Here is a 26591-nt window from a genome sequence, read left to right on the forward strand (position 1 = left end):
GCGCACGGGTCGAATGCACACGAGATCCGACTTCTGCAGACGTTTTTCGAGAAGAAGTCTGCAAAAGTCGGTTCTCGGCGTGCCGGGTTGCGCTGACTCACGCCTGCGCGAACTGCTTTTCGTTGTAGAGGCGGGCCCACTCGGCGCGTGGCCGGATCGACACGTCCACATCGGCGCCTTTGGCGCGCAGCGCGCCGACGGTCGCCTGGTCCCGCGGGGTGTGCTTGAACGGATCCCAGCCGAAGAACCGGCAGGAGTTCTCCCAGGTGATCTTGTTGATGTCGGAGTCGTCGGCGCCCGCGGCGTCGAGTTCGGCGAGAACCTGCTCGGGGGCGTCGGGCCAGAAGCAGTCCGAGTGCGGGTAGTCGCACTCCCAGGCGATGATGTCGATGCCGATCTCGTGACGCAGTTTCAGCGAGGTCTTGTCGGTGACATAGCAGGCCAGTGAGTGCTCTCGGAAGACGTCGCTGGGCAGCTTGTCGCCGAAGTCGCGGCGCAGCCATTTCTGGTTCGTGTAGTGCCGGTCGCTGCGGTCCAGATAGAACGGGATCCAACCGATGCCGCCCTCGGAGAAGGCGAATTTCAGGTCGGGATAGTTGCGCATCGCCGGACCCCACAACAGATCCTGGGCGCACATGGCCGACACCTGGGTTGCCAGGATGATCAGGTTGTCGATCGGGGCGTTGGGCGCCATGCTGATCGCGCCGAATCCGGTGCCGATGTGCAGACACATCACCACGTTCTCCTCGGAGAGCGTCCGGAACACCGGGCCCCAGTACTCGTCGTCGTGATAGCTGGGCAGTCCTTCCAGATGCGGCAACTCGGGCATGGTGACCGCGCGGCAACCCTTGGCCGCCACCCGGCGGATCTCCGCGCACATCGCCTCGGGATTCCACGTCGGTAGTACCGCGATCGGGATGAAGCGATCAGGATAGGAACCGGCCCATTCGTCGATGTGCCAGTCGTTGTAGGCCGACACCATCACCAACGTCACGTCCTCGCGATGCATGTTGAGGTGCCGGGCGGAGAAGCCGGTGAACGTCGGGAAACACATCGACGCCAGAATTCCGTTGCGGTTCATATCCCTGACCCGCTCGTGGACGTCGTAGACGCCCGGTCGCATCTCGGCGAATCCGGCCGGGTCGCGTCCCCATTCCTCGGGCGGCCACGACACCACGGCGTTGAGCCCGCTGACGCCCTGCGGCCGACCCTGGTACATCCACTGGTCAACACCTTTGTCGTCGGTCACGACTATCGGCGCCTCCGACTTGTACTTGGCCGGGACGTGGTTGAGGAACATGTCCGGCGGTTCCACCACGTGGTCGTCGATGCTCACCAGGATGAGGTCTTCGGTCTTCATGTCTCCACTAGTACCGTGTGTGTACATGACCGTCTCTGCGTCTTCGGACAGATTCTTGTCCGCAGCGGCCAAGATGCCTCGCCGCGTGATCGAGCTCCGCCGAGGCGGCTCCGCGCTCGGCGGAAGCTATCTCTACGAGGGCGACGCATTGATCACCGGTTGGCACTCCCATGAGGTGCACCAGATCGAGTACGCGCTGCACGGGGTGGTCGAGGTCGAAACCGATTGCGCGCACTACCTTCTCCCGCCACAGCAGGCTGCGTGGATTCCGGCGGGCCTGGACCACCAGGCGGTGATGAACCCCGACGTGAAGACGGTGGCGGTGATGTTCGACCGCACGATGATCGCCGACAGCGGCGACCGTGCCCGCATCCTGGCCGTCTCCCCCCTGATCCGGGAGATGATGATCTACGCGCTGCGCTGGCCGATCGATCGCAGCCCCGGCGAGGATCACGACGAGCAGATGTCCGAGGGGTTCTTCCGCACCCTGGCCGCACTCGTCGGCGAGGCACTCGAACACGAAGCGCCGCTGAGCCTTCCGACATCGGAGCACCCGATCGTCGCCGAGGCGATGGACTACACCAAGAACCATCTCGACACGGTGACCTGCGCGCAGGTCAGCCGGGCGGTCTCGGTCTCGGAGCGGACACTTCGCCGGTTGTTCTCCGACACCCTCGGCCTGTCGTGGCGCACCTACCTCCTGCATGCCCGGATGCTGCGGGCGATGGCCCTGCTCGCAGCCCCCATGCAGTCGGTGCAGGAAACCGCCACCGCCGTCGGTTTCGACAGCGTCAGCTCGTTCACCCGGGCGTTCGCCCAGTTCTGCGGGGAAACACCCTCCGGGTACCGCAGACGGGTCACCGAGGCCCAGGGCGACTCAGTCGGCACCCGGCCGGCGGAACAGCCCTTCGCGCAGCAGTGAATCCACGGACGCCTGCCATCGCTGGAGTTGCGAAGGGGTGGTGAATGGCTCGGGAAGCTGCCGGTCGATGTGCGCGCTCAGACTGGCAGCGCCGAGCGCGAGCACGATGCCGTTGAGGGCGGCCCAGGTCAGATCGATGTCCGGGCGGGTTTCCCCGCGTTGCGCGCGCTGCTCCCATCGAGCCTTGCCCAACGCGAACAGAGCGTCGAAGATCCTCACACCCAGCGGGCTGCCGTCTACCAGCGCCCGGCTGACATAGGCCGCGGCGTCGGGGTGCTCGACGAAGATCCGGTTCACCCGCTGTCCGATCTCGGCGATCGAGTCCACGGCGCCCTCTGGGATCGGCTCCGCCATCGGCGTGATCACCAGGTCCAGGACGCCCTCGTCGACCGCGTGAATCAGACCAGCCTTGGTGGCGAAGTGATGTTGCACCAACCCGAGAGACACCCCCGCCGCCGCGGCGACCCCTCGCAGCGTCGTCCCCGACGTGCCCTGGGCAGCAAAGCACCGCAGAGCGGCAGCACGAATCCGTTCGATGTTGCGCGGTTCTTCCGCACCGGTCCGGTCCGGTTTCGAACTCACACTCGCCACCGTAGTCAACGTCACCCCAACGAGATTCGCAGTACAGCTGTATCGTCAGTACGGTACAAGCGTATTGCCGACCACCGGGAGGGAGGGATTCGTGTATCCGGTGACGACTGCAGAACAACCGTGGACCGCGCCGTGCACGCGCGACCCCGACCGTTGGATGAACACTCCCGATGACGGCGCCAAGGCCCTCTGCCGGGCATGTCCCCGACGCTGGCAGTGCGCCAAAGAGGCCTGCGTGACGCCGGGAGCGGAAGGCTTGTGGGCCGGCATCGTGCTGCCCGAGAGTGGCCGCAACCGCCAGTTCGCCCTCCGGCAACTGCGCTCCCTTGCCGAGCGCAATGGGTTTTCGGTGCGCAGAGGGTGAGCGCAGACACCTGCACGGGTGAAACATGCGCTGCGGGTTTCGCCGGCGTACGCGTGGGTAACAACGATGCATCAGCCCGGTACGCGACGAGGAGAACCCATGGCCGAGATGGCCGAGAGCCGCTACAGCTCCGATGATCCCTTCAATGAGACCGTCGCCACGACGGGCCTGTTCCTGCTGGTCACCGCCATCATCGCGGTGGCGTTCGGACTCGCCAGCTGGGGGATGTCCGAAACCCTGATCGCCGTTCTCGCCGGTTTCGTCGCGGTACTGAGCTTCACCGCCAGCATCATGTGCTTCAAGGCCCAGGCCACCGAGCTTCCAGCCGACGCACCTGCCTGACCACCGCGCAGGCAGTCGACGGCTGACGTAGTGGAGTGCGGGCGGTGGGACTCGAACCCACACGTTCTTTCGAACACGGGCACCTAAAGCCCGCGCGTATCGCCAATTTCGCCACGCCCGCGGCGCCTCGATCGTAGCGCGGTACCGTTTAGACGTGTCCACTACACGGCGTAGGAGGCCGGCGCTCATCCTTCTGGTGACCGCCGCCGCCGGCGGTTGCCTGGCTTTGGCCTGGTGGCAGTGGACCCGCTTCGAATCGACCTCCGGCAACTTCCAGAACCTCGGGTACGCACTACAGTGGCCGCTGTTCGCCGGGTTCTGCGTGTATGCCTATTTCAAGTTCGTCCGCTACGAGCAGGCCCCTCCCGAACCCCCCTCGCAGCAGACAGAGATCCCCGCCGGACTGCTGCCCGAAAGGCCGGCGCCGGCCAGCCACACCGACGGTGACCCCACTTTGCGTGAGTACAACGCCTACCTGGCCGAGCTGGCCAAGACCGAGAAGAGTGTCACCACGAACGGTGTCACCGAAGACGACCCGAGACTGACTTCAGACTGACAGGAACCGGTACGTGACCGCACCCGAATCCCCCGCACCCATCACCCCCGTGGAGACCATCCGCAAGGCGTTGCTCGGCTACCGGGTGCTGGCCTGGGCGACAGGCATCTGGCTGATCGCGCTGTGCTACGAGATGGTGATGAAGTACGCCTTCAACGATGATTCGCTGGGCTGGATCGCGGTCGTGCACGGCTGGGTCTACTTCGTCTACCTGCTGTTCACCGCCAATCTCGCGGTGAAGGTCCGCTGGCCGATCGCCAAGACCGTCGGCGTGCTGCTCGCCGGCACCGTCCCGTTGGTCGGCATCATCGTCGAGCACTTCCAGACCCAGAACATCAAGGCGCAGTTCGGCATCTGAGCTCACTAGAATCGATGCGGTGACAGCCAGCACCGGGGTGCGCTGCAGCGCTGCCCCGGAGGGTGGCCACAGCTCACACTCGTCCCGAATTCCCGCTCTGACCGGCCTGCGCGCCGTCGCCGCGCTTCTCGTCGTCGGCACGCACGCGGCGTTCGCGACCGGCTACCTCACCCACGGCTATCTCGGCGGCATCTACGCACGCCTGGAGATCGGCGTCGCGATCTTCTTCGTGCTGTCCGGATTCCTGTTGTTCCGCCCCTGGGTGCGCGCGGCTGCCCGGGGCGGTCCGCCGCCGTCCCTGACGCGATACGGCAGGCACCGGGTGCGCCGTGTGGTCCCGGCGTACGTGCTGACCGTGATCGCGACCTACGAGATCTACACCGTCTTCGCCCCCGGCCCGAACCCCGGCCAGACCTGGCACGGATTGCTCCGCCACCTGACGTTCACCCAGATCTACACCGACGACTATCTGACGACGATGCTGCACCCGGGGTTGTCACAGATGTGGAGCATGGCGGTCGAAGTCGCCTTCTACGCCACGCTTCCCGCGCTGGCATTTCTACTGCTGCGGGTGCTGTGCCGCGGGCAGTGGCGACCGGCACTGGTGCTGACCGGGCTCGCCGCGCTCGCCGCCGTCACGCCGGCCTGGCTCGCGGTCGTCGTCACCACCGATGTGCTGCCGAACTCTGCGGGCATGTGGCTTCCCGCGCACATCGCCTGGTTCGCCGGCGGCATGACCCTGGCGGTGCTGCAGGCCATCGGCACGCGATGCCGGGCAGGGGTCGCGGTCGCCGTGGCGGTGGTGCTGTACCTGGTGGTGTCGACACCGATCGGCGGTGCCCTGCCCGGACCGGATCCGGCGTGGGCACCGGTGGCGAAGTCGCTGCTGTACACGGTGATCGCCACGTCGGCCGTCGCACCGCTGGCGCTGGGTTCCCCCGGCTGGTATTCGCGACTGCTGGCCAGCAGGCCGATGGTCTGGCTCGGTGAGATCTCCTACGAGATCTTCCTGCTGCACGTCGTGGCAATGGCGCTGGTGATGCACCTCGTCCTGGGCTGGCCGCTGTTCACCGGGTCGATGCCCGGGCTGATCGCGGCGACCCTGGCGCTGACGGTCCCGGCGGCATGGCTCCTACACCGTGTGACCAGACCTCAACGCTCCCCGACCAGGGCTCGCAGCGCCGGCACCAACGCCGCCAGTGCGCGACCACGGTGCGAGACCGAGTCCTTGTCCTCCGGGTTGAGCTCGGCCGCCGTCATCGGCGACCCCGCGGGTAGAAAAACCGGGTCGTAACCGAACCCGCCGTGGCCTCGGGGCTCCCGCGCGATGCTTCCCGCCCATTCTCCGCGGACCACCGAGCTGTCGGAATCCCCGGGTCCGAACACCACCGCGCACGCCGACACGAAGGCCGCGCCGCGGCGCTCGTCGGGAACATCACGTAGCTGACCCAGCAACAGAGCCGTGTTCGCGGCATCGTCGCCGTGCCGACCCGACCAACGGGCGCTGAGCACACCGGGCATCCCGTTGAGCGCATCGACCACCAGCCCGGAATCGTCGGCAACGGTGGGCAGCCCGGTGGCCGCAAAGCCGTCGCGCGCCTTGGCCAGCGCATTCTCCTCGAAGGTGGCTCCCGTTTCGGGCGCCTCGTCGAACGCCGGCACATCGTCGAGTGACAGCAGTGTCAGCCCGGACACTCCCGCGCCGGCCAGCACCCGGCGCAATTCGGCCAATTTCTTGGGGTTCCGACTGGCCACCAGTAGCCGGGACATCTGCGTCAGCTTCCGAACGCCTTCTTCGTGGACTCTGCCGACTCCGGCAGCACACCCGGATACGGCAGCTCCAACGCCTGCCGCTGAACGTCGAACAGTTGATCGCAGGCGACCATCGCCACGTCGAGCATCTTGTCCAGCGTCGACCTCGGGAACGTCGCGCCTTCTCCGGTGCCCTGGATCTCGACCAGCGTGCCGGTGTCGGTGGCCACGACGTTCATGTCGACCTCGGCGCGGGAGTCCTCGGTGTAGGGCAGATCCACCCGGATGCGGCCGTCGACGACGCCGACGCTGACCGCGGCGATAGCGCAGGACAACGGCCGCGGGTCCGACAGCCTGCCCGCAGCGGACAGGTAGGTCACGGCGTCGGCCAGCGCCACGTAGGCACCGGTGATGGCCGCCGTGCGGGTTCCGCCGTCCGCCTGCAGCACGTCGCAGTCGATCGCGATGGTGTTCTCACCCAACGCGGCCAGATCGATACAGGCGCGCAGTGACCGGCCGACCAACCGGCTGATCTCCTGGGTCCGGCCGCCCACCCGGCCTTTGACCGACTCGCGGTCCGAGCGATCGTGCGTGGCGGCGGGCAGCATCGCGTATTCCGCCGTCAGCCAGCCCTGACCTGAACCCTTCCGCCAGCGGGGCACACCCTCGGTGACACTGGCAGTACACATCACCCGGGTCTGACCGAATTCCACCAGCACCGATCCCGCCGGGTGAGAGGTGAAGCCGCGGGTGATGGTGACCGGGCGCAGTTCGTCGTCGAGCCGGCCGTCTTCTCGTCTGGACACGGGCCAACCTTATCCGGTCACCCGACCCACGCCGGGGCCGCGGTTCAGGAGCGGGTGACCTCAAAAGACTCGTTGCACACCACGGCATGCACCGGACCGTCGAACTCCGCTTTCGCCTCGCTGATGACGTCCTCGCGGGACGTCCACGGCGGGATGTGGGTGAGGAGCAACTCGGAGACGCCCGCCCGCGTGGCGGCCCGTCCGGCCTCGGTGCCCGACAGGTGCAGCCTGGGCGGGCGTGACGGCGAATGAGTCCAGGACGCCTCGCAGAGGAAGACGTCGGCGCCGCGAGCCAGATCGATCAGGGCATCGCAGTAACCGGTGTCGCCGCTGTAGACGATCGTGGCCCCGGACGGATCGGAGATGCGCATGCCGTAGGACTCGGTGGGATGGCACACCAGTCGGGGCACCACCGTCAGCGACCCGATCTGCACGGGTTGGTTGTCCACCCAGTGACGGATGTCGAAGATGTCGGTGAAGTCGTCGATCTCGCCGCCCTCCGGCGAGGATGCCGCGCCCAGCCGCGCCCAGGTGTTGGCGGGCCCGTACACGATGCCCCGCTCGGGCGCCGGCGACGGGTGGTAGCGCCGCCAGACGAAAAGCCCCGGCAGATCCAGGCAGTGATCGGCGTGCAGATGCGAGAGCAGCACGTGCACGGAGTTGGGGTCGGCGTGGCGCTGCAGCGCGCCCAGCACCCCCCCGCCGAAGTCGAGAACCAGCGGCGGTGTGTCGGGCGCCGTTACCAGATATCCCGAGGCGGGCGAATCAGGGCCGACCACACTGCCGGAACAACCCAGTACGGTGACTCGCACGCCCACTAGCTTGCCATGCCCACGATCTGCATGGCGAAAACATCGCCGCTTTCGGCGATGAACGTCATGTTCGCGCGCCGAGGTGACGTTCGACCGGCCTGACCCCGTCCAGCGACGGCCCCAGAAATCGTGCTGCCAGCGCGGTGAAAGCCTCGGGATCACCGGTCGCTTCGAAAAGTCGCAGTGGCCGGGGAGCCGTCGGCTCGGGATGGGGTTTGAGCAAGTCGTTCTCGGTGAGCACACGCAGCAGATCCTTTGCTGTCTCCTCGGCGCTCGAGACCAGGGTGACGTTGTCACCCATCACCAATTGGATCAGACCCGACAGCATCGGATAGTGGGTGCAGCCGAGCACCAGCGTGTCCACCTCGGCGCGTTGCAACGGCTCCAGATAGCCCTCCGCCAGTCCCAGCACCTGTCGGCCGCTGGTCACCCCGCGTTCGACGAAGTCGACGAAACGGGGACAGGCCACCCCGAAGATCTCGATGTCGCGGGCCGCAGCGAACGCGTCCTGGTAGGTACCCGAGGCGATGGTGGCAGCCGTGCCGATCACCCCGACGCGCCCGTTGCGGGTGGAACGCACGGCGCGGCGCACCGCGGGCAGGATCACCTCGACGACGGGCACCGGCGCGTACCGCTCGCGGGCGTCGCGCAGGCATGCCGAGGATGCCGTGTTGCAGGCGATCACCAGCGCCTTGACGCCCCGCCCGGCGAGGTGGTCACCGATGGCCAGGGCATGGGACCGGATCTCCGGGACGGTGAGCGGGCCGTAGGGCCCGTTGCCGGTGTCACCGATGTAGATGACGTCTTCGTCCGGCAGTTGATCGATGACGGCCCGGGCGACGGTCAGCCCCCCGACACCGGAATCGAAGATCCCGATCGGGGCCTGCGGTGAGGTCATGTGTTCAGCTGCGGCGGCCGCACCGGACGCCGCAGCGCGCGCGTCTTGCGTTCCGGCCCGGACAGCAGATAGGCGGCGAGCAGCCCGGCCAGGGCCCCGCACAGATGACCCTGCCACGAGACACCGAACGTCCCTGGGAGGACGCCGAGCAGGATGCTGCCGTAGATGAACAGCACCACCACGCCGATGACGATCTCCCAGATGTTGCGGGTGAAGAAGCCGAAAACGATCAGGAAGGCCAGCCAACCGAAGATCAGGCCCGAGGCGCCGATGTGATTGGTCTCGATCACCACGCCGTTGTAGGCCGGCGCGCCGACATTGCCGATCAGCCAGGTGCCCAGCCCACCGACGATCCAGATGATCGCGGTCGCGTAGAGGAACCGGGACAGCCCGGCCAGCGTCACCAGGAACCCGAGTACAAGCGCCGGGCCGGTGTTGGCGATCAGGTGCTCCCAATTGGCGTGTAACAGCGGCGCCGTCAGGATGCCGGTCAGACCGTCGGTCTCCAGCGGGCGAATGCCGTTGTTGTCGAGTTGGTGGCCGGTCAACGCGTCGAAAAGTTCGATCAGCCAGAGCAGTAACACGAACGAGACGATGGTGACGACCCCGACGACCCACGTCGGGCGCTTCTTCGGCTGCGCAGGCGGTCCGGCCATGCCCGGATAGCCGCCTGACAGACTCATCGGCGAACCCTCAAGCCCATAGCTGCCCTTCCAGCGCGTCCTCTGCGTCATCCAGGCTACCGGCGTAGGCACCGGTCGACAGATACTTCCACCCGGCGTCGCACACGGTGAACGCGATGTCGGCACGCTCACCAGCCTTGACCGCCTTGGCGGCCATGCCGAGGGCGGCATGCAGGATCGCGCCGGTGGAGATGCCCGCGAAGATCCCCTCGGACTGCACCAGTTCCCGGGTTCGCCGCACCGCGTCGTACGAGCTGACGGCGAAGCGGGTGGTCAGCACGTCGGGATCGTAGAGTTCGGGGATGAAACCCTCGTCGATGTTGCGCAGGGCGTAAACACCCTCGCCGTAGCGGGGTTCGGCGGCGACGATCTGCACGCCGGGGACGTGCTCGCGAAGGTACCGGCCGGTGCCCATCAGCGTGCCGGTGGTGCCGAGGCCCGCGACGAAATGTGTGATCTCGGGCAGGTCGGCGAGCAACTCCGGTCCGGTGCCGTCGTAGTGTGCCGCGGCGTTGGACAGGTTGCCGTACTGATACAGCATCACCCACGAGGGATGTTCTGCGGCAAGCTCTTTGGCGCGCGCGACCGCGGTGTTGGAGCCGCCTTCGGCCGGTGAGTAGATGATCCGGGCACCGTAGAGCTCCAACAGCTGGCGACGCTCGATCGAGGTGTTCTCCGGCATCACGCAAATCATCTGATAACCCTTGAGCAACGCGGCCATCGCCAGCGAGATACCGGTGTTGCCGCTGGTCGGCTCCAGAATCGTGGCCCCGGGCTGCAACAGCCCGCTCTGCTCGGCGTCGGTGATCATCCGCAGCGCCGGGCGGTCCTTGATCGAGCCGGTCGGGTTGCGGTCCTCGAGTTTGGCCCACAGCCGCACGTGTGGAGAGCCATCCCAGGACGGCGAGAGCCGCTGGAGCCCGACGAGGGGGGTGTCACCGAGGGCGTCGAGCAGCGAGTCGTACCTGGTCATGTCGCAGTCACCCCGGCCATGTCAGCCACCGGCGACGGCAGGCAGGATCGTGACCGAGTCCCCGTCGGAGATCGTGGTGTCCAGGCCGCCGGAGAACCGGACGTCCTCGTCGTTGACGTAGATGTTGACGAACCGGTGCAGCTTCTCGCCGTCGACGATGCGCTCGGTGATCCCCGAATAGTTCGCTTCCAGATCGCTGATCACCGCGGCCAGCGTGTCGCCGGAGGCGGTGACACGCTTCTCACCACCGGTGTGGGTGCGCAGGATGGTCGGGATCGAGACGGTCACATTGGCTGAATCGGGCACGGGTTTCTCTCCTACTGGTACTGATCGACCTGGTACTGATCGACGATCTTGACGGGCTCTTCGGTGACGACGCCGTCCACGATGCGGTAGCTGCGCACCTCGTGCTCGTCGGGGTCTCGGGTGGACACCAGCACATAGTGGGCGTCGGGTTCTGAGGCATAAGAGATGTCGGTGCGGCTCGGATAGGCCTCGGTGGCGGTGTGCGAGTGATAGATCACCACGGGTACCTCGTCCGCATCCTCCATCCTGCGCCACACCTTGAGCTGCTCCCCGGAATCGAACCGGTAGAACGTCGGAGAACGCTCAGCGTTGAGCATCGCGATGAAGTTCTCAGGACGATCGGACCCCTCAGGGCCCGAGATGACCCCACAGGCCTCGTCCGGATGGTCGGCACGGGCGTGGCTGACCATCGCGTCGACCAGGTCGGCACGGATCGTCAACACTGCGCCTCCTTCACGAGCTTCCTCTCATCCCGAACGCTCCCGGCAACAGGGAACGGTAGGTGGGTATTCCGGCGACCGGCTCGGCGGCCAGCACTCCGAGGAGCACCGCGCGGGCCAGACAGTCCGCGGCGGCCGCGCCGATCGCGGTGATCAGCGGCACTTCCGGGGACATCGACGCCGGGGTCGTCGGGTCCGGATTCACCTCTACCGCGCCGGTGGCCAGCGCGAACACCGTATCCCCGTCGAGGGGGGTGTGGCACGGCAGGATGGTGCGCGCCAGTCCGTCGTGCGCAGCGACCGCCACCCGGCGACAACCCGCCGGGCTGAGCGCGGCATCGGTGGCCACGACGGCGATGGTGGTGTTCAACGGGCTGAACTCGGCGCGCCGTTCGGCGTAGGCCGCCAACTCGTCGGCCGGTGGGACCACCAGCCCGAACTCCGCGATCTGATAGGCCAGCCACGGCAGGCCGGTGCCGCGGTCGACGACGTCGCCGGCGGCGTTGACGACCACGAGCGCACCGACCGTCACCCCGGAGTCGAGTGTCACCGAGGCGGTGCCCACGCCGCCCTTGAGCACCCCGGCCCGCGCCCCGACGCCCGCGCCGACGGTGCCCACCGCGACCTCGGTGCCCGCCTGCTGCGCCGCGAGGTAGCCGAACTCCGCGGTGGGCCGGCAACCCCAGCCCCCGACCGGCAGATCGAAGACCACCGCGGCAGGAACGATCGGCACCACGCCACCGTCCATCGCCACGCCGCGGCCGCTCTCCTCGAGCCAGGTCATCACGCCGTCAGCCGCGGCGAGGCCGAAGGCACTGCCCCCGGTGAGCACCACAGCGTCGACATGGCGCACCGAGTTGCTCGGGTCCAGCAGGTCGGTCTCGCGCGTCCCGGGAGCTCCCCCGCGCCCGTCGACCGCGCCGACGGTCCCGGGAGGGGTCAGCACCACCGTCGTGCCGGTCGCCCAGCCGGAGCCGAGCTGTGCGTCGGAGTCGAGCCTGTGATGATGCCCGACGCGGATACCGCCGACATCGGTGATTGCGCCGACCACTAGCGCCCTCGGTCGATCAGGCTCAGCACCAGAGACTCCTGCAACACCGTCAGCCACTGGTAGACGTCGAGGTGACCGGCCATCGGATGGTCGGCGGGCAGTCGGTCGGGTCCGTCGGCGCCGATGTCGAGCATCGTGCCCAGCGCCAGCCGGACGTCATTGACCGCGGCGGCCCACGCCTGGGCATCCTCCTCGGTCAGCTCGAACTTCCCGCCACCCCGGGGCACGGTGTCCAGCAGGCGTTGCGCCGCTTCACGTTTCGCGTCGATGATGGCCGGCTCGTGCAGGCCGCGAAGCGCACTGTTGAGGCTCTCCGCGGCACCGGACCCGGCCGGGTGTTCGGTCGCCGGCCGGTAGAAGTCCGGCAGCAGCCGCTTCATCGTATCGTCTTCTGGCGGAACCGAATTGCCGGTCCGTATCCCGGTGATCTCAGTGAGCTCGTCGTTCGGAGCCGAGGACTGACGATCCTCGAGCATTCCGAGCAGAGAGGTGACCAGGCTGCTCAACAACTCGGCTTCGTGTGCGGCCAGCGCCGACCGCAACCGCGGGCCGTCGGCGCCCTCGACCCGCTTCCACTTACGCACAGTCTCCTCAGCGGTCCTGTTGCAGCGTCGCCCACAGCCCGGCGGCGTGGAGCTTGGACACGTCGATCTCCATCGACTCCCGGCTGCCCGCCGAGACCACCGCCTTGCCCTCGTTGTGGACCTGCAGCATCAGCTTGGTGGCGTGCGGTTCGGAGTATCCGAACAGCTTCTGCAGCACGTAGGTCACGTAGGTCATCAAGTTCACGGGATCGTCCCAGACCAGCGTCACCCACGGACTGTCGGGGGCGACCTCGTCCCGGGGGACGGTGGCGACGTCGCGTTCTTCGCGGGTTCCCGGACGGGCCTTCGCCGGCGTGACCATGCGGCCAAGAATACCGGGGCCACATCCGTGCGCCGAACCGATACGGTTGACGGGTGACTGGATCGCCCCCGGCCTCGTCTCCGGGTCTGCCGCTGGGGCTGCTGACCGACAAGTACGAACTGACGATGCTCGCCGCGGCATTGCAGGACGGTACCGCGCACCGGCGCGCCACGTTCGAAGTGTTCGCCCGGCGCCTTCCCGAAGGAAGGCGTTACGGTGTCACTGCCGGTACCGCCAGACTCGTGGAAGCGTTGCAGGAGTTCAGGTTCGACGCCCCCACGGTCAGCGCACTGGACGACTTCCTGGACGCCGACACCCTCGACTACCTGGCCGGGTACCGATTTCGGGGCGACGTCGACGGCTACCCCGAAGGCGAGCTGTACTTCCCCGGCTCGCCGGTGCTGTCCGTGCACGGAACCTTCGCCGAATGCGTGCTGCTGGAGACGCTGACGCTGTCGATCTTCAACCACGACACCGCCGTCGCGTCGGCCGCCGCCCGCATGGTCGGTGCCGCCGACGGCCGACCGCTGATCGAGATGGGCTCCCGGCGCACCCACGAACACGCCGCCGTCGCCGCGGCACGCGCGGCCTACCTCGCCGGCTTCGCCGGGTCGTCGAACCTGGAGGCCAAGCGCCGCTACGGGGTGCCCGCGCTGGGGACGAGCGCACACGCCTTCACGCTGCTGCACACCACCACCGGCGCGGGGCAGTCGCCATCGGACTGGGAGAAGGCGGCGTTCCGGGCCCAGGTCGCTGCGCTGGGCGTGGGGACGACGCTGCTCGTGGACACCTACGACATCACCGCCGGGGTCGCCAACGCCGTCGAGGTCGCGGGACCGCGACTGGGTGCCGTCCGCATCGACTCCGGTGACCTCGGGGTGCTGGCCCGCCAGGTACGCCAACAGCTGGACGGTCTCGGTGCCACCGGAACCCGGATCGTCGTCTCCGGCGACCTGGACGAGTTCGCCATCGCCGCGCTTCGCGCCGAACCCGTCGACTCCTACGGTGTCGGCACGTCGGTGGTCACCGGATCGGGCGCCCCGACCGCCAACATGGTCTACAAGCTGGTCGAAGTCGACGGCATCCCCGTCGAGAAACGCAGCAGTCACAAGGAGTCCCACGGCGGGCGCAAGTGTGCGGCCCGGCTGGCCAAAGGTTCGGGGACCGTCGTCGAGGAAGTCGTGTACCCGCCCGACGATGAGCCGCCCGCCGCCCCGGGCCTGGCGTCGCGGCAGCTGACGGTCCCACTGGTGCGGGGCGGGGAGCCGGTCGCCAACCTCGACCTGGAAGCCGCGCGGGAACGCGTCACCGAAGGCCTGCACAGCCTCCCGTGGGACGGTCTGAAGCTCTCCAAAGGAGACCCGGCGATCCCGACGCGAATGATCCCACCGACCCGGCGCGAACGCTGAGGACGGGGCTCGCGGATGCCTGACGTCACCGAGTTGCTGGCCCACGCGGTGGCCGCACTGGGTGGGACGGAACGCGCCGGCCAGATCGCCATGGCCGAGGCGGTGACCCAGGCATTCGAACGGGGCGAGCATCTGGCGGTACAAGCCGGCACCGGCACCGGGAAGTCGTTGGCCTATCTGGTGCCCGCGATCGCCCACTCCCTGGCCGACAACCGCCCCGTGGTCGTGTCGACCGCGACCATCGCGCTGCAACGTCAGCTGGTCGACCGCGACCTGCCTCGACTCGCCGACTCGCTCACCGGCTCGCTGCCCCGCAGACCGGAATTCGCCCTTCTGAAGGGCCGGGGAAACTATTTGTGTCTCAACAAAATTCACAACGGCAGCCAGGTCGGCTCGGACGGTGCTCCGCCGGCACCCGAGGACCGGACCCAGGAGGAACTCTTCTCCCCCGTTGCGGCAAGCGCCCTGGGGCGCGACGTGGCGCGGCTGATCAAGTGGTCGTCGAGCACCGAGACCGGCGATCGTGACGAGCTGGCCCCCGGGGTGCCCGATCGGTCATGGTCGCAGGTCAGCGTGTCGGCTCGGGAGTGCATCGGGGTGTCCCGGTGCCCGTTCGGCACCGATTGTTTCGCCGAGCGCGCCCGCGACCGAGCCGGCCACGCCGACATCGTCGTGACCAACCACGCACTGCTGGCGATCGACGCGATCGGCGAGGCCAACGTACTGCCCGAGCACGACCTGCTGATCGTCGACGAGGCTCACGAGCTGGTGGACCGGGTCACCGGTGTGGCGACCGCGGAGCTCTCGGCGACGTCGCTGGGCGTCGCGCAGCGCCGGGCGGCGCGCATCGTCGAGCCCGAGTTGGCGCAACGGCTGGAGGGAGCGATCGCGACGTTCACCTCCGTGCTATTCGACGCACGGCCGGGTCGCATCGACGTACTCGACGGGGAGTTGGCGAATCACCTGACGGTGCTGCGTGACGCCGCAGCCGGTGCCCGGACCTCGATCGACACCGCGCCCAGCGACCCCAAGGCCGCCGCCGCACGCACCGAGGCGGCGACCGCGCTCACCGAAGTCAGCGACACCGCAACCCGGATCCTCAGCGCGTTTGTTCCCGCGATCCCCGACCGCGCGGATGTGGTGTGGATCGAACAGTCCGAGGACGCCCGCACCGGTGCCCGCTCGATCCTGCGCGTGGCACCGCTGTCGGTGGCAGGCCTGTTGCGCGCCAGCCTGTTCGGCCGTTCCACCGCGGTGCTGACGTCGGCCACGCTCACCGTCGGCGGCACCTTCGACTCGATGGCCTCGGCATGGGGCCTGGACCGCGGCGGCGACGCCGATGTCACGTGGCGGGGCATCGACGTGGGCTCCCCGTTCGACCATGCCAGATCAGGGATCCTCTACGTCGCCGCACACCTGCCGCCTCCCGGCCGCGACGGCACCGGGTCCGGCGAGCAACTCGACGAGATCGCGTCGTTGATCACCGCCGCGGGCGGACGCACCCTCGGCCTGTTCTCCTCGATGAGGGCGGCCAAGGCCGCGGCCGAGATCATCCGGGACCGTCTCGAGACCCCGGTGCTGTGCCAGGGTGAGGACACCACCTCGGCGTTGGTGCAACGCTTCGCGGACGACGAACCGACCTCGCTGTTCGGCACGTTGTCGCTGTGGCAGGGCGTCGACGTCCCCGGCCCGTCACTGTCCCTCGTGCTGATCGACCGGATCCCGTTCCCGCGTCCCGACGATCCGCTGCTGACCGCCCGGCAGCGGGCTGTCGCGGCGCGGGGTGGCAACGGCTTCATGGCGGTGGCCGCCAGCCACGCCGCGCTGCTGCTCGCCCAAGGCGCCGGTCGACTGCTGCGCCGGGTGGACGACCGCGGGGTGGTCGCCGTCCTCGACTCGCGGATGGCTACCGCACGCTACAGCGGGTTCCTCCGCGCGTCCCTGCCGCCGTTCTGGGCGACCACCGACGGGGATTCGGTGCGGGCGGCGCTGCAGCGGCTGCAAGCGCCCGCCTGAGAGCAGAGGCTGCAATTCCGCTGAGACAGGCGCGGTCACGGGCCGGTTCACTATTCTGACGGGAACGTTGCGGTGCGTGCCGCCCAGGCCGCGCAGTGACCTTCGGGAGGCTGTCGTCCATGAGTCGGTCCACGGGTCGGTACAGAAGGCGGCGTCACCTCGTCGGCGCCACGATGACGACATGCGCGGTGCTGCTCGGCTGCGGCTGCTCGACAACGCTTCAGGGTCAGGCCGTATCGGTGTTCGACGACCCGTTCAGCGTGGCCGGCATGCCGGCAACCGACGGACCCACCGGCCTGCGGCCCAACGCCGAGGGCCCCACCCGCGACATCGAAGGCACCGACGGCGGCGAGATCGACCAACTGGCCGGAAGCGCGATCAGCGATATCGAGCAGTACTGGGAAACCGCCTACCCCGAGACGTTCGGCGACGACTTCACCCCGGCGCGGGCACTGTTCTCCTGGGATGCCGCCGGCTTCGACACGGAGTTCTGCGGCGACAGCACCTACGGGCTGGTCAACGCGGGATTCTGCTATCCCGAACGCACCCTGGGGTGGGACCGGGGCGAATTGCTACCCACCCTGCGCGGGGCGCACGGCGACATCGGTGTGGTGATGGTGCTCGCCCATGAGTACGGCCACGCGGTGGCGCGGCTGTCCGGCATGTCGAAACGGCAGACCCCTACGTTGGTCAACGAGCAACAGGCCGACTGCCTGTCCGGCGCATATATGCGCTGGGTGGCCGAAGACAGTTCCCCACGCTTCACGCTGAGCACCGGCGAAGGGCTCAACAACGTGCTGGCGGGCGTCATCTCGTTCCGGGACCCACTGCTCAACGAGGGGGACCCCGACGCCGGCTACGACGAGCACGGCTCGGCGTTCGAGCGGGTCTCGGCGTTTCAGTTCGGCTTCACCGACGGCCCGGCGGCATGTTCGGCGATCGACCTGCGTGAGATCGGGCAACGGCGTGGTGATCTGCCGGTGCTGCTGCCCGAGGACCAGACCGGAGAGCTCGCGGTGACCGAGGACTCCGTCCGCTCCATCGTCGATGCGATGGGCATCCTGTTCGAGCCCGCCGACCCCCCGGCCCTGAGCTTCGACCCCGCCGATGCGGAGGCCTGCGGCGATGTCCGGCCCAGCCCGCCGGCGTCGTTCTGCCCGTCGAGCAACACCATCGTCGTCGACCTGCCGCAGCTCGCGGAACTGGGCACCCAGGGCATCCCCCGCGACGGCAGCAACCTCGCCACCGGCGACAACATGGCCTATTCGGTGTTGGTGTCCCGGTACATGCTGGCGATCCAGCGGGAACACGGCGGGGTTGAGCTCGACACCGCAGCGGCCGCGTTGCGCACCGCGTGCCTGAGCGGGGTGGCGACGGTCAGGATGAGCAAGGAGGTCACCACCCCCGCCGGCGACACCATCGCATTGACCGCAGGCGACATCGACGAGGCGGTGTCCGGGATCCTGATCAACGGCCTGGTGGCCAGCGACGTCAACGGCGAGTCCGTGCCGTCGGGGTTCTCCAGGATCGATGCGTTCCGGGTCGGCGTTCTCGGCGACGTGGAGCGCTGTTTCAAGCGTTTCCGGTGACCGTCATGCCAGCGTGACGAGTCCGAGCTCATTGTCGCCGGCGAGCAGCCGGTGGTGCGGCAGCACCCGGACGGTGTAGCCGACCGATCCGGTGATGGGCAGCGGTGTCGTCGCCGTGAACATCTGCCTGCCCCCGTCGACGGCGCCGATGTGTCTCATCGGCACGGTGACCGGATCGACCAGGGCGTCGGCAGCGTCGACGCGGCCGAGCACCGCCTGCACCGACACCTCCTCGGGCCGCAGTCCTGCGAGGTTCACCTTCGCGGTCAACGTGAGCTGCGAACCCAGCAGGGGTGCGTCGGGCAGCCCGGAGCTGTCCACATCGGTGATCTCGACCTGCGGCCAGGCGCGATGGACACGATGCCGATACTGCGCCAGTTCGCGGGCGGCACCGAACGGCGCGTCGAACTCCCCGGCGCTGGAGCTGCCGGGTTCGATCGTGCGCCGCAGCGACTGCGCCGCCGGGATGTAGTACGTCTCGGTGTAGTCCTGCACCATGCGCGACGCCAGCACCTTGGGACCGAGCACCTGCAGGGTGTGACGGACCATCTCGACCCATCGCGTCGGGATCCCGCGTTCGTCACGGTCGTAGAACTTCGGCGCCACCGACTGCTCGAGCAGATCGTAGAGAGCGGACGCCTCGATGTCGTCACGCCGGTCCTCGTCGGCCAGCCCGTCGGCGGTCGGGATCTCCCACCCGTTCTCGCCGTCATACCACTCGTCCCACCACCCGTCGCGGATCGACAGGTTCAGCCCGCCGTTGAGCGCACTCTTCATCCCGGAGGTGCCGCATGCCTCGAGCGGCCGCAGCGGGTTGTTCAGCCAGACGTCGCAGCCGTAGTAGAGCTGCCGGGCCATCGACATGTCGTAGTCGGGAAGGAACGCGATGCGGTGGCGCACTTCCGGGCGGTCGGCGAAGCGCACCACCTGCTGGATCAGTGCCTTGCCCCCGTCGTCGGCGGGGTGCGCTTTACCCGCAACGATCAGTTGAATGGGGCGTTTGTCGTCGAGGAGCAGCTTCTCCAACCGGTCCGGATCGCGCAGCATCAACGTCAGGCGCTTGTAGGTGGGCACCCGGCGGGCGAACCCGATGGTCAGCACCGCCGGATCGAAAGCTGTTGCAATCCAGCCCAGTTCGGCATCCGCGGCACCGCGATCCAGCCAGGAGCGCCGCAGCCGGGCGCGCACGTCCTCGACCAGCGCCGTACGCAACTGGGAACGTATCCACCACATGTGTCCGGGGTCGACCTGCTTGAGCCGTTCCCAGGTCTGCGGTTCGCGCAGCGAGCTCAGATCATCGCTGCCCAGCAGCTCACGGCCCAGCTCCATCCACTGCGGCGCCGCCCAGGTGGGCGCGTGCACACCGTTGGTGATCGAGCCGATCGGCACCTCTTCCTGGTCGAATCCGGGCCACAGGTCGTTGAACATCCCGCGGCTGACCTGGCCGTGCAGCAGCGACACCCCGTTGGCGCGCTGGGCCAACCGAAGACCCATGTGGGCCATGTTGAACTTTGTCGCGTCGTCTTCGTCGCCGAAGGCGACGATGCGGTCGACCGGCACGCCGGGCAACAGTCGCGAGCCGACGGCACCCGGCTCGGGCCCGAAGTAGCGTTCCACCAACTCGACCGGAAAGCGGTCGATGCCGGCCGGAACCGGAGTGTGGGTGGTGAACACCGTCGACGCGCGGACCACCGTGAGCGCGGTGTCGAAGTCCAGCCCCGCCTCGATGAGCTCGCGGATGCGTTCCGCGCCCAGGAATCCGGCGTGCCCCTCGTTCATGTGGAACACCTCGGGAGACGGCAGACCCTCGGCCGCGGTGAACGCCCGGATCGCCCGGACTCCACCGATGCCGGCGAGGATCTCCTGCCGGATCCGGTGTTCCTGGTCGCCGCCGTAGAGCCGGTCGGTTACCCCACGCAGGTCGTGGTCGTTCTCCGGGATATCGGAATCGAGCAGCAACAACGGAATTCGGCCCACCTGTGCGACCCAGATGCGCGCGGCGAGCTGCGCACCGTCGGGCAGGGCCAACTCGATCAGGATCGCCTCACCCGAGGCGTCGACGAGCAGGCGCAGCGGAAGACCCTGCGGATCCAGCGACGGATAGCTCTCGCGCTGCCACCCGTCTGCGGTCAGCGACTGCCGGAAGTACCCGGACCGGTAGTGCAACCCGACCGCGATCAACGGAAGACCCAGATCCGACGCCGACTTGAGGTGATCACCGGCGAGGATGCCCAGGCCGCCGGAGTAGTTCGGGAGCACCTCGGCCACGCCGAACTCCATCGAGAAGTAGGCGATTCCATTGGGCAGGCCATTGGGCAGCGCCCCGTCGGCACCGCCGCCCGTTTCGGTGGCGAGCTGCTGGTACCACAGCGGCCTTTGCAGATAGTCGTCCAGGTCGGCGGCCAGAGCGTCGAGACGTTGAACGAACGATTCGTCGCGGGCCAACTCGTCGACCCGCTCGGGGCCGACGTGTCCGAGCATCGACACCGGATCACAGCCGACCTGCTTCCACAGCCCGGGATCCATCGCCTCGAACAGATCCTGGGTCGGCTTGTCCCATGACCACCGCAGATTGCCGGAGAGGTGTTCGAGCGCGCGGAGCCGCTCGGGGAGATGGGCGCGGACGGTGAACCGGCGGAGGGCTTTCACGCGAGCCCACCTTACTGACGTTGCGGTCCGCGCAGATCAGTTCGGCGGCGGTCGGCTTCGGACTCCCAAGTGGTTGAGGTCCGCACTACGGTGGGTATAAGCGCGAGAGGGTCGAACAACCAGGCAGTGAACGAGACCAGACATCGACACGCGCGGCGCGCGCCGCACGGGCAAGGAGTGGTGAGTGACCGCCGGTCGAATCGAGATCGATGACGTTGCGCCTGTGGTGTCCGGCGGACGGTTCCCCGCCAAGGCAGTCGTCGGCGAGGTGGTGCCGGTGACGGCGACGGTGTGGCGGGAGGGCCACGACGCGGTGTCGGCGACGCTGGTGGTGCGCTATCACGGCACCACCTATCCGCCGCTGGCCGACGAACCACCGGGTCGGGTTCGCGCTCCGGAGCCTGTGCCGATCCAGGAATTGGTGAACGCTCCGCGGGTTCGCCCCATCACCGTGCCGATGCGGCAGGGCAGCACGCCCGATGTGTTCCACGGCCAGTTCAGCCCGGACACCGTCGGCCTGTGGACCTACCGTGTCGACGGCTGGGGTGACCCGATCGCCACCTGGCGCCAGCATGTGATCGCCAAGCTGGATGCCGGCCAGAGCGAGGGCGAATTGTCCAACGACCTGTTGGTGGGTGCTCGGCTGCTCGAGCGCGCAGCGGCCGGGGTGCCGCGGCAGATGCGGTACCCGTTGATCGAGGCCGCGGAGCGGCTGCGCGAGCCGGGCGATCCATTCTGGCGCGCCGGTCCGGCGCTGGCACCCGAGGTGACCGACCTGCTCGACCAGTATCCGTTGCGCGAGCTGATCACGCGTGACGAGCAGCACGGCGTGTGGGTGGATCGCCCATTGGCGCGCTTCAGTTCGTGGTACGAGTTCTTCCCCCGGTCCACCGGAGGCTGGGACAGTTCGGGCGCCCCCGTGCACGGCACCTTCGCCACCGCGACCAAGGCGCTGCCCCGAATCGCCCGGATGGGGTTCGACATCGCCTACCTGCCACCGATCCATCCGATCGGCAAGGTGCACCGCAAAGGGCGCAACAACAGCGTCACGGCCGCCCCCGACGACGTCGGCTCGCCCTGGGCGATCGGCAGCGACGAGGGTGGTCACGATGCGGTGCACCCGGCACTGGGCACCATCGAGGACTTCGACGAGTTCGTCGCGGCCGCCCGTGATCACGGCCTGGAGGTCGCCCTCGACCTGGCACTGCAGTGCGCACCGGACCACCCGTGGGCCCGCGATCACCCGGAGTGGTTCACCGTGTTGCCGGACGGCACCATCGCCTACGCGGAGAACCCGCCGAAGAAGTACCAGGACATCTATCCGCTGAACTTCGACAACGACCCGGCCGGGCTGTATGAGGAGGTGCTGCGGGTCGTCAAATACTGGGTTTCCCACGGCGTCAAGGTGTTCCGCGTCGACAACCCGCACACCAAGCCGCCGAACTTCTGGGCCTGGCTGATCGGCGAGGTCAAGAACATCGACCCCGACGTGCTGTTCCTGGCCGAGGCGTTCACCCGTCCGGCACGGTTGTTCGGGCTGGCCAAGCTCGGATTCACCCAGTCCTACACGTACTTCACCTGGCGCACCGCGAAATGGGAGCTCACCGAGTTCGGGCAGTCGATCGCCGAGCATGCCGACTACAGCAGGCAGAGCCTGTGGGTGAACACCCCCGACATCCTGCACGAGAGCCTGCAGCACGGGGGGCCCGGTATGTTCGCGATCCGCGCCGTGCTGGCGGCGACGATGAGCCCCACGTGGGGGGTGTACTCGGGCTTCGAACTCTTCGAGCACCGCGCGGTCCGAGAGGGCAGCGAGGAGTACCTCAACTCCGAGAAGTACGAACTGCGTCCCCGCGATTTCGACGCGGCGATGGCCGACGGTGAGTCCCTCGAACCGTTTCTGACCCGGCTCAACGAGATCCGGCACCTGCATCCCGCACTGCAGCAGCTGCGCACCGTGACGTTCCACCAGATCGACAACGACGCGCTACTGGCCTACAGCAAGTTCGATCCGGAAACCGGGGATCAGGTGCTGGTGGTGGTGACCCTCAATCCGTTCGGCCCCGAGGAGGGCACGTTGTGGCTGGACATGGACGCGCTGGGAATGGAGCAGCAGGACCGCTTCTGGGTGCGCGACGAAATCACCGGAGATGAATATCACTGGGGTCAGGGCAATTACGTTCGCCTCGAACCCGCCCGGGCGGTGGCGCATGTGCTCAACATGCCCCAGCTTCCCGCTGACCGACGACTGACCCTTCTGCGTAGGGAGTGACGACATGACCAAAGCGTCCAACCTGACCAACCAGGTGCAGAGCCCGCATCTGCGTCCGCACACCGCCGACCTCAACCGCCTCATTGCCGGCGACCACCACGACCCACACTCGGTGCTCGGCGCGCACGAATACGGTGACCACACGGTCATCCGTGCCTACCGCCCGCACGCCGTGGCCGTCGATGCGGTGGTCGGCGGCCAACGGCACCGCTTCGAACACATCGAATCGGGGCTGTTCGCCGTTGCGCTGCCGTTCACCGATCTGATCGACTACCGCCTCGAGATCAGCTACGACACCGGCGGTGACACCCCGCACGTGCACGCGGTCGCCGACGCGTACCGGTTCCTGCCCACCCTCGGTGAGATCGACCTGCACCTGTTCGCCGAAGGGCGCCACGAGCGGCTGTGGGAGATCCTGGGTGCACATCCGCGCAGTTTCACCACCGCCGACGGCGTGGTCGAAGGTGTCTCGTTCGCGGTGTGGGCGCCCAACGCCAAAGGCGTCACCCTGATCGGGGAGTTCAACCACTGGGACGGCACCGAGGCGCAGATGCGCGCCCTGGGTTCCACCGGGGTATGGGAGCTGTTCTGGCCGGGGTTCCCGGTCGGCGGCCTCTACAAGTTCAAGGTGCACGGCGCCGACGGCGTGGTCACCGAGCGTGCCGACCCGATGGCGTTCGCCACCGAGGTGCCGCCGCACACTGCGTCGCGGGTCACCGTCAGCGAGTACACCTGGGCGGACGACGAATGGATGGCGGGCCGCGCGCTGCGCAACCCGGTGTTCGAGCCGATGAGTACCTACGAGGTCCACCTCGGGTCGTGGCGGCCCGGCCTGAGCTACACCGAGTTGGCCGACCAGCTCACTGACTACGTGGTGGCACACGGATACACCCATGTGCAGATGCTTCCCGTCGCCGAGCATCCTTTCGGCGGCTCCTGGGGCTACCAGGTGACGTCCTACTACGCACCGTCCTCGCGGTTCGGCACACCCGACGAGTTCCGCCATCTCGTCGACACCCTGCACCAGGCCGGCATCGGGGTGCTGGTGGACTGGGTGCCCGCCCATTTCCCGAAGGACGCGTGGGCGCTGGGCCGGTTCGACGGGACCGCGCTCTACGAGCACGCCGACCCCCGCCGCGGCGAGCAGTTGGACTGGGGCACCTACGTTTTCGACTTCGGTCGGGCTGAGGTTCGCAACTTCCTGGTCGCCAACGCGTTGTACTGGCTGCAGGAGTACCACATCGACGGCCTGCGGGTGGACGCCGTCGCGTCGATGCTCTACCTGGATTACTCACGGCCCGAGGGTGGTTGGACGCCGAACGTCCATGGTGGCCGGGAGAACCTCGAAGCGGTGCAGTTTCTCCAGGAGATGAACGCCACCGTCCACAAGATCAACCCGGGAATCGTCACGATCGCCGAGGAGTCCACTTCGTGGCCGGGTGTCACCCGCCCGACAAACCTTGGCGGGCTGGGCTTTTCGATGAAATGGAACATGGGGTGGATGAACGACACGCTGGAGTTCATCAAGCGTGACCCGATTCATCGCAGCTATCACCACCACGAGTTGACGTTCTCGCTGCTCTACGCGTTCAGTGAGAACTTCGTGCTGCCCATCAGCCACGACGAGGTGGTACACGGCAAAGGCACGCTGTGGGACCGGATGCCCGGAAACGACCACATGAAAGCTGCCGGCATCCGCAGCCTGCTCGCCTACCAGTGGGCACACCCCGGCAAGCAGTTGCTGTTCATGGGCCAGGAGTTCGGCCAGCGCGCCGAGTGGTCCGAGGAGCGCGGGGTCGATTGGTTCCAGCTCGACGAGAACGGCTTCTCGGAAGGGATCCTGCGGATGCTGGGCGACGCCAACAGCATCTACCGCCGCAGCCGTGCGCTGTGGTCGCGCGACTCCTCGCCGGAGGGCTACTCCTGGATCGACGCCAACGACTCGGCGAGCAACGTGCTGAGCTTCCTGAGGTTCGGCGACGACGGCTCGATGATGGCGTGTGTGTTCAACTTCTCCGGCGCCGAACACCCGCAGTACCGCCTCGGCCTGCCGCACACCGGGACGTGGCGCGAGGTGCTCAACACCGACTCCGACACCTACCACGGATCGGGCATCGGCAACTACGGCGCGGTCGAGGCGACCGACGAACCGTGGCACGGGCGGCCCGCTTCGGCGGTCATGACCCTGCCGCCGCTGTCGGCGCTGTGGTTCGAACCGGTCGCTTAGAGCCAGCCCGCGTCCGGCACGCTGGCGAGCCGCACGTAGGTGGAGGCCGCCTCCGCCCGGTTCGTCGCACGGAGTTTGCGGAGCACCCGCTTGACGTGGGACTTCACCGTCCCTGTCGAGATGACGAGGTCGCCGGCGATCTGCTGATTGGTGCGCCCGGCCGCCATCAGCCGTAACACCTCGACCTCGCGCCGGGTCAGCACCGCCCGAATCGACTCCGGTTCGACCAGCGAACGCGCTGCGGAACTCTGCTCGGGTGGGTCCACCTTCCGCAGGTCCAGATCGGCGTCCTGCAGCGCCCTGGCGGCGGCTTCGGCGGTCGCCAGGGCGGTACGGACCTCAGCCTGCTGGCGGCGCATCCGCTCCATCAGCACCGTGCGCTCGAATGCGTACCCGAAGCCCTCGGCGAAGGCCCAGACGGTGTCGCGATCGATCTCGTCCACGGTCTGACCGGAGTACAGGCGATCGGCGTGCAGGAACCCGATGACCTGACCCGTCGGCATCACGGGTGCGGCGACGTAGGACCTGGTCAGCGAGAAATCGATGATGGGCCGGTTCACCCGGGGATCTGTGGTGGCATCGCGGACGATCGCGGGCGCCCGCTTCCGGATCATCTCGGTCTCGAGCAGCATGTGATCCAGCGGCGGGGACACCGACTGCGCGAACGCGACCATCTTCTCGGCCCCCGCACTGTCGTCGCCGAAGTAGGCGGCCTCCATCACCATCCGGCCGTCGTGCACGCGGAACAACACCGCCCGGTCGAAGCCGCACGATTCGACCAGTTCGCGGGGCGCCCGGTCGACGATCTCGGCGACACCGTCGACCGCGCGCAACTTGCTCAGTCCGTCCTGCACCCGCAGCAGCGCCCGCCCGCGGCGGTGGGCGCCATCCTCGATCAGTTCCCGCTCCAGCAGCGACAGGTCGAGGACCGACTCCAGCGCGGCGAGCGCCTCGTCGTCGCCGTGGCTCTCCAGCGCGCACCGCACGACGGCGGCCGCCGCGTCGACGGCCTCGGCCACTGCCTGCGCCGGCATGTCGCCAGGGTCGCAATGGATCAATCCCTGCTCACGCGCCTCCTGGAAACGACGGGAGACCGCGGTGGCGCGTTCCGGGCGCGATGCCCACCCGGGGTGGCCGTCGTCGGCCAACGCGGTCGGTGCGGGGACGCCGGGGGCCCCGGAAGCCAGGTCGGTGGTCACCATCGTCCGTCGATCGTCTCACCGCTTCGGGGGCTCGGGAGGCGAATCCACCCGGACGGGAGAGCAAGTGCGTCCCATCGGGGGATCGACCAGGCGGACGTCGCCGATCA

25 protein-coding genes, 1 tRNA gene and 1 pseudogene are annotated in these 26591 nt (G+C 68.0%); 11 read left to right on the forward strand and 16 right to left on the reverse strand.

The window, feature by feature from the left end; genetic code table 11:
- Positions 1–97: 97 nt before the first annotated feature.
- A complete protein-coding gene (locus BEMPMBAN_RS12560) occupies positions 98–1360 on the reverse strand; it encodes an amidohydrolase family protein (protein ID WP_159230714.1) in 1263 nt (420 codons plus the stop codon).
- Between the two features lie 25 nt (positions 1361–1385).
- Here BEMPMBAN_RS12560 and BEMPMBAN_RS12565 point away from each other — a divergent pair, with 25 nt between their 5' ends.
- Positions 1386–2282, forward strand: a complete 897-nt coding sequence (locus tag BEMPMBAN_RS12565) for an AraC family transcriptional regulator (RefSeq protein WP_200845957.1) — start codon at positions 1386–1388, stop codon at positions 2280–2282.
- Here the strand turns inward: BEMPMBAN_RS12565 and BEMPMBAN_RS12570 are convergent.
- Positions 2238–2864 (reverse strand): TetR/AcrR family transcriptional regulator, encoded by a 627-nt coding sequence (locus BEMPMBAN_RS12570; RefSeq protein WP_425294966.1) that lies wholly within the window; start codon positions 2862–2864, stop codon positions 2238–2240. The genes BEMPMBAN_RS12565 and BEMPMBAN_RS12570 overlap by 45 nt on opposite strands.
- Before the next feature lie 100 nt (positions 2865–2964).
- On the opposite strand from BEMPMBAN_RS12570, the gene BEMPMBAN_RS12575 reads away from it, so the two are divergent.
- Together BEMPMBAN_RS12575 and BEMPMBAN_RS12580 are read left to right on the forward strand one after the other, a co-directional pair.
- Entirely contained in the window at positions 2965–3237 is a 273-nt protein-coding gene (locus tag BEMPMBAN_RS12575) for a WhiB family transcriptional regulator (RefSeq protein WP_159230758.1), read from the forward strand.
- A gap of 99 nt (positions 3238–3336) precedes the next feature.
- On the forward strand, positions 3337–3579 hold the full coding sequence (locus BEMPMBAN_RS12580) for a hypothetical protein (RefSeq protein ID WP_159230715.1): 243 nt from the start codon (positions 3337–3339) through the stop codon (positions 3577–3579).
- 36 nt (positions 3580–3615) lie between these two features.
- On the opposite strand, the gene BEMPMBAN_RS12585 is transcribed toward BEMPMBAN_RS12580, so the two are convergent.
- Positions 3616–3700, reverse strand: a tRNA-Leu gene (locus BEMPMBAN_RS12585).
- A 33-nt stretch (positions 3701–3733) separates the two neighbouring features.
- On the opposite strand from BEMPMBAN_RS12585, the gene BEMPMBAN_RS12590 reads away from it, so the two are divergent.
- The 3 genes and pseudogenes from BEMPMBAN_RS12590 to BEMPMBAN_RS12600 all read left to right on the forward strand — a co-directional run.
- On the forward strand, positions 3734–4135 hold the full coding sequence (locus BEMPMBAN_RS12590) for a hypothetical protein (RefSeq protein ID WP_159230716.1): 402 nt from the start codon (positions 3734–3736) through the stop codon (positions 4133–4135).
- Positions 4136–4148: 13 nt separating this feature from the next.
- Positions 4149–4493 carry a DUF3817 domain-containing protein gene (locus BEMPMBAN_RS12595; RefSeq protein ID WP_159230717.1) on the forward strand — a complete coding sequence of 115 codons (345 nt, stop codon included), beginning with the start codon at positions 4149–4151 and terminating at the stop codon, positions 4491–4493.
- A gap of 19 nt (positions 4494–4512) precedes the next feature.
- Positions 4513–5655: pseudogene (locus BEMPMBAN_RS12600) on the forward strand (acyltransferase family protein); the annotation flags it as partial.
- Here the strand turns inward: BEMPMBAN_RS12600 and rdgB are convergent.
- From rdgB to clpS, 11 genes are read right to left on the reverse strand one after another with little or no spacing between them, the layout of a single operon-like run.
- Positions 5646–6263: an RdgB/HAM1 family non-canonical purine NTP pyrophosphatase gene (gene rdgB, locus BEMPMBAN_RS12605; RefSeq protein ID WP_159230718.1), complete on the reverse strand. Its 618-nt coding sequence runs from the start codon at positions 6261–6263 to the stop codon at positions 5646–5648. The pseudogene BEMPMBAN_RS12600 and the gene rdgB sit on opposite strands and share 10 nt — an antisense overlap.
- 5 nt (positions 6264–6268) lie before the next feature.
- Entirely contained in the window at positions 6269–7051 is a 783-nt protein-coding gene (gene rph / locus BEMPMBAN_RS12610; protein ID WP_159230719.1) for a ribonuclease PH, read from the reverse strand.
- Between the two features lie 44 nt (positions 7052–7095).
- Positions 7096–7869, reverse strand: coding sequence for a cyclic nucleotide-degrading phosphodiesterase (locus BEMPMBAN_RS12615; RefSeq protein WP_159230720.1), 774 nt, complete (start codon positions 7867–7869; stop codon positions 7096–7098).
- A gap of 58 nt (positions 7870–7927) precedes the next feature.
- Positions 7928–8761: a glutamate racemase gene (murI, locus tag BEMPMBAN_RS12620; protein WP_159230721.1), complete on the reverse strand. Its 834-nt coding sequence runs from the start codon at positions 8759–8761 to the stop codon at positions 7928–7930.
- The gene (locus BEMPMBAN_RS12625) at positions 8758–9444 is read right to left on the reverse strand and encodes a rhomboid family intramembrane serine protease (RefSeq protein ID WP_159230722.1); all 687 of its coding nucleotides are present in this window, start codon (positions 9442–9444) and stop codon (positions 8758–8760) included. Before BEMPMBAN_RS12625 ends, murI begins: the two co-directional genes overlap by 4 nt.
- 10 nt (positions 9445–9454) lie before the next feature.
- On the reverse strand, positions 9455–10417 hold the full coding sequence (locus tag BEMPMBAN_RS12630; RefSeq protein WP_159230723.1) for a cysteine synthase: 963 nt from the start codon (positions 10415–10417) through the stop codon (positions 9455–9457).
- A gap of 21 nt (positions 10418–10438) precedes the next feature.
- Complete coding sequence (locus BEMPMBAN_RS12635) at positions 10439–10723, reverse strand: MoaD/ThiS family protein (protein WP_159230724.1); 285 nt, start codon at positions 10721–10723, stop codon at positions 10439–10441.
- Between the two features lie 11 nt (positions 10724–10734).
- Positions 10735–11166 carry a M67 family metallopeptidase gene (locus tag BEMPMBAN_RS12640; RefSeq protein WP_159230725.1) on the reverse strand — a complete coding sequence of 144 codons (432 nt, stop codon included), beginning with the start codon at positions 11164–11166 and terminating at the stop codon, positions 10735–10737.
- A gap of 10 nt (positions 11167–11176) precedes the next feature.
- Positions 11177–12214: a P1 family peptidase gene (locus BEMPMBAN_RS12645; protein WP_159230726.1), complete on the reverse strand. Its 1038-nt coding sequence runs from the start codon at positions 12212–12214 to the stop codon at positions 11177–11179.
- Positions 12214–12798 carry an oxidative stress transcriptional regulator AosR gene (gene aosR, locus BEMPMBAN_RS12650; RefSeq protein ID WP_159230727.1) on the reverse strand — a complete coding sequence of 195 codons (585 nt, stop codon included), beginning with the start codon at positions 12796–12798 and terminating at the stop codon, positions 12214–12216. The genes BEMPMBAN_RS12645 and aosR overlap by 1 nt, the downstream gene beginning before the upstream one ends.
- A 7-nt stretch (positions 12799–12805) precedes the next feature.
- Positions 12806–13120, reverse strand: a complete 315-nt coding sequence (clpS, locus tag BEMPMBAN_RS12655) for an ATP-dependent Clp protease adapter ClpS (RefSeq protein WP_159230728.1) — start codon at positions 13118–13120, stop codon at positions 12806–12808.
- 53 nt (positions 13121–13173) lie between these two features.
- On the opposite strand from clpS, the gene BEMPMBAN_RS12660 reads away from it, so the two are divergent.
- The 3 genes from BEMPMBAN_RS12660 (at position 13174) to BEMPMBAN_RS12670 (ending at position 18134) form a co-directional block, all read left to right on the forward strand.
- A complete protein-coding gene (locus BEMPMBAN_RS12660) occupies positions 13174–14529 on the forward strand; it encodes a nicotinate phosphoribosyltransferase (RefSeq protein ID WP_425294967.1) in 1356 nt (451 codons plus the stop codon).
- 15 nt (positions 14530–14544) lie between these two features.
- Positions 14545–16545 (forward strand): ATP-dependent DNA helicase, encoded by a 2001-nt coding sequence (locus BEMPMBAN_RS12665; RefSeq protein WP_159230729.1) that lies wholly within the window; start codon positions 14545–14547, stop codon positions 16543–16545.
- 173 nt (positions 16546–16718) lie between these two features.
- Positions 16719–18134, forward strand: coding sequence for a neutral zinc metallopeptidase (locus BEMPMBAN_RS12670; RefSeq protein WP_159230730.1), 1416 nt, complete (start codon positions 16719–16721; stop codon positions 18132–18134).
- Between the two features lie 3 nt (positions 18135–18137).
- On the opposite strand, the gene glgP is transcribed toward BEMPMBAN_RS12670, so the two are convergent.
- Positions 18138–20783 carry an alpha-glucan family phosphorylase gene (gene glgP / locus BEMPMBAN_RS12675; protein ID WP_159230731.1) on the reverse strand — a complete coding sequence of 882 codons (2646 nt, stop codon included), beginning with the start codon at positions 20781–20783 and terminating at the stop codon, positions 18138–18140.
- A 184-nt stretch (positions 20784–20967) separates the two neighbouring features.
- Here glgP and BEMPMBAN_RS12680 point away from each other — a divergent pair, with 184 nt between their 5' ends.
- Together BEMPMBAN_RS12680 and glgB are read left to right on the forward strand one after the other, a co-directional pair.
- On the forward strand, positions 20968–23055 hold the full coding sequence (locus BEMPMBAN_RS12680; protein WP_159230732.1) for an alpha-1,4-glucan--maltose-1-phosphate maltosyltransferase: 2088 nt from the start codon (positions 20968–20970) through the stop codon (positions 23053–23055).
- Between the two features lie 4 nt (positions 23056–23059).
- A complete protein-coding gene (gene glgB, locus BEMPMBAN_RS12685; protein WP_159230733.1) occupies positions 23060–25282 on the forward strand; it encodes a 1,4-alpha-glucan branching protein GlgB in 2223 nt (740 codons plus the stop codon).
- On the opposite strand, the gene BEMPMBAN_RS12690 is transcribed toward glgB, so the two are convergent.
- The gene (locus BEMPMBAN_RS12690; protein WP_159230734.1) at positions 25279–26484 is read right to left on the reverse strand and encodes a LuxR C-terminal-related transcriptional regulator; all 1206 of its coding nucleotides are present in this window, start codon (positions 26482–26484) and stop codon (positions 25279–25281) included. The two genes, glgB and BEMPMBAN_RS12690, sit on opposite strands and share 4 nt — an antisense overlap.
- Positions 26485–26591 lie beyond the last annotated feature (107 nt).

The organism is Mycolicibacterium austroafricanum (assembly GCF_902705885.1).
GTDB classification, from domain to species: Bacteria; Actinomycetota; Actinomycetes; order Mycobacteriales; family Mycobacteriaceae; genus Mycobacterium; species Mycobacterium vanbaalenii_A.

What these genes read in the sequence shown, in the direction of transcription:
- BEMPMBAN_RS12580 (WP_159230715.1), top strand. Translation starts at nt 3,337, where the DNA reads ATGGCCGAGATGGCCGAGAGCCGCTACAGCTCCGATGATCCCTTCAAT.
- BEMPMBAN_RS12565 (WP_200845957.1), top strand. Translation starts at nt 1,386, where the DNA reads ATGACCGTCTCTGCGTCTTCGGACAGATTCTTGTCCGCAGCGGCCAAG.
- clpS (WP_159230728.1), bottom strand. Translation starts at nt 13,120, where the DNA reads ATGGTCACGCCGGCGAAGGCCCGTCCGGGAACCCGCGAAGAACGCGAC.
- BEMPMBAN_RS12670 (WP_159230730.1), top strand. Translation starts at nt 16,719, where the DNA reads ATGACGACATGCGCGGTGCTGCTCGGCTGCGGCTGCTCGACAACGCTT.
- murI (WP_159230721.1), bottom strand. Translation starts at nt 8,761, where the DNA reads ATGACCTCACCGCAGGCCCCGATCGGGATCTTCGATTCCGGTGTCGGG.
- rdgB (WP_159230718.1), bottom strand. Translation starts at nt 6,263, where the DNA reads ATGTCCCGGCTACTGGTGGCCAGTCGGAACCCCAAGAAATTGGCCGAA.
- BEMPMBAN_RS12625 (WP_159230722.1), bottom strand. Translation starts at nt 9,444, where the DNA reads ATGAGTCTGTCAGGCGGCTATCCGGGCATGGCCGGACCGCCTGCGCAG.
- glgB (WP_159230733.1), top strand. Translation starts at nt 23,060, where the DNA reads ATGACCAAAGCGTCCAACCTGACCAACCAGGTGCAGAGCCCGCATCTG.
- BEMPMBAN_RS12665 (WP_159230729.1), top strand. Translation starts at nt 14,545, where the DNA reads ATGCCTGACGTCACCGAGTTGCTGGCCCACGCGGTGGCCGCACTGGGT.
- BEMPMBAN_RS12630 (WP_159230723.1), bottom strand. Translation starts at nt 10,417, where the DNA reads ATGACCAGGTACGACTCGCTGCTCGACGCCCTCGGTGACACCCCCCTC.
- BEMPMBAN_RS12690 (WP_159230734.1), bottom strand. Translation starts at nt 26,484, where the DNA reads ATGGTGACCACCGACCTGGCTTCCGGGGCCCCCGGCGTCCCCGCACCG.
- BEMPMBAN_RS12560 (WP_159230714.1), bottom strand. Translation starts at nt 1,360, where the DNA reads ATGAAGACCGAAGACCTCATCCTGGTGAGCATCGACGACCACGTGGTG.